The following is a 2,105-nucleotide window of genomic DNA, read 5'->3' as shown; positions in this document are numbered from 1 at the left end:
GCATCTGGGAGGACTTCTGGGAGGCCCTGAAGGAGGGCAAGCGCTATCCCCTCGTTAACCCGAGGACCGGCGAGAAGGTCAAGGAAATAGACCCCAAGAACCTCTTCGAGGAGTTGGCCTTCATGGCCTGGAGCAAAGCGGACCCTGGGGTTATATTCTTCGACGTCATCAACAGGAGGAATGTTCTGGCGGAAGCAAAGGGCGGGCCGATACGGGCGACCAACCCCTGTGTTGTAGGGGACACAAGGATTTTGACTCCCGAAGGATACATAAAAGCTGAAGAGTTATTCACGCTTGCAAAGGAACGTGGAAAGAAAGAAGCAGTGGCGGTTGAGGGAATTACAGAAGGAGGGGAACCATACGCCTATTCCATTGAAGTCTTACTCCCCGGAGAGGAGGAAATAAAGTATGAGACTGTCCATGGAAACACAGTTGAGGTTGCAGACCCCGTTTCAGTCCCAGCCTACGTCTGGAAGGTTGGTCTGAAGGAAGTAGCCCGCGTGAGGACAAAGGAGGGGTACGAGATAACCGCAACGCTCGACCACAAGCTAATGACTCCCGATGGATGGAAAGAGGTAAAAGACCTAAAACCCGGTGACAGGATACTCCTGCCAAGGTTTGAAGTTGATGAAGAATTCGGAAGCGAGAGCATTGGAAAAGACCTGGCGTTCGTTCTCGGCTGGTTCATCGGGGATGGATACCTCAATGTGAACGACAAGAGAGCCTGGTTCTACTTCAACGCAGAAAAGGAAGAAGAAATAGCATGGAAGATAAGGGAAATACTTGAAAAGCACTTCGGAATCAAGGCGGAGCCCCACCGCTACGGCAATCAAATTAAGCTCGGTGTCAGGGGAAAAGCCTACGAATGGCTTGAGAGTGTTGTAAAAACCAACGAAAAGCGTGTGCCAGAGATTGTCTTCAGGCTGAAGCCGAGGGAAATAGCGGCATTCCTAAGGGGCCTCTTCAGCGCAGACGGCTACGTTGACAACGACAAGGCCATAAGACTCACCTCCAAGGACAGGGAGTTGCTGAGGGAGGTCCAAGACCTCCTACTGCTATTCGGCATACTGTCAAAGCTCTACGACAGGCCGTACCCGAGCGAGTTCAAATACACAACCAAAGAGGGAGAGGGGAGGACATATCACAGTGAAGGTTACCATGAACTGGTCATTGCAAACTTCAGCAGAAAGCTCTTCGCGGAGAAAATAGGATTTGAAGGATACAAAATGGAAAAGCTTAGCCTGAAGAAGACGAAAGTAGACGAACCCATTGTTACAGTCGAAAGTGTTGAAAACATCGGCAAAAGGCTCGTCTACGATTTCACAGTGCCGGAGCACCACTCCTACATAAGCAAAGGCTTCCTTAGCCACAACTGCGGCGAAGAGCCCCTCTACGAGTACGAATCCTGCAATCTGGCCTCGATAAACCTTGCAAAGTTCGTAAAGTATGACGATGAGGGCAACCCCTACTTCGACTGGGACGAGTATGCGTACGTCATTAAGAAGGTCGCCAAGTACCTCGACAACGCCATCGACGTCAACCGCTTCCCGCTACCTGAGATAGACCACAACACCAAGCTCACGAGGAGAATAGGCGTCGGAATGATGGGCCTTGCCGATGCCCTCTTTAAGCTGGGCATTCCCTACAACAGCGAGGAAGGCTTTGCATTCATGAGGAAGGCCACAGAGTACCTGACGTTCTACGCCTACAAGTACAGCGTTGAGGCCGCGAAGAGGCGCGGAACCTTCCCGCTCTACGAGAAGAGCAGATACAAGGACGGTGAGCTACCGGTTGAGGGCTTCTACCACAGAGAGATATGGAACCTGCCCTGGGACGAGCTCGTCGAGGAAATCAAGAGATACGGCGTTAGGAACGGTATGGTCACCACCTGCCCGCCGACGGGCTCGGTTTCAATGATAGCCGACACCTCCAGCGGAATCGAGCCGATATTTGCCCTCGTTTACAAGAAGAGCGTGACGGTAGGGGAGTTCTACTACGTTGACCCTGTTTTTGAGGCCGAACTTAAGAAGCGCGGTCTCTGGAGCGAGCAACTCCTCAAGAAGATAAGTGACAACTACGGCTCCGTCCAGGGACTGGAAGAAATT

1 protein-coding gene is annotated in these 2,105 nt (G+C 51.9%); it reads left to right on the top strand.

The window, feature by feature from the left end:
* Positions 1 to 2,105 (top strand): LAGLIDADG family homing endonuclease (locus MVG27_RS05230; RefSeq protein ID WP_297556314.1); only part of this gene is annotated, 2,105 nt, incomplete at both ends.

The organism is Thermococcus sp. (assembly GCF_027011145.1).
Taxonomy (GTDB): Archaea; Methanobacteriota_B; Thermococci; order Thermococcales; family Thermococcaceae; genus Thermococcus.
Note: the sequence above shows the minus strand (reverse complement) of the source record. Positions and strands in the feature narration are given on the sequence as shown.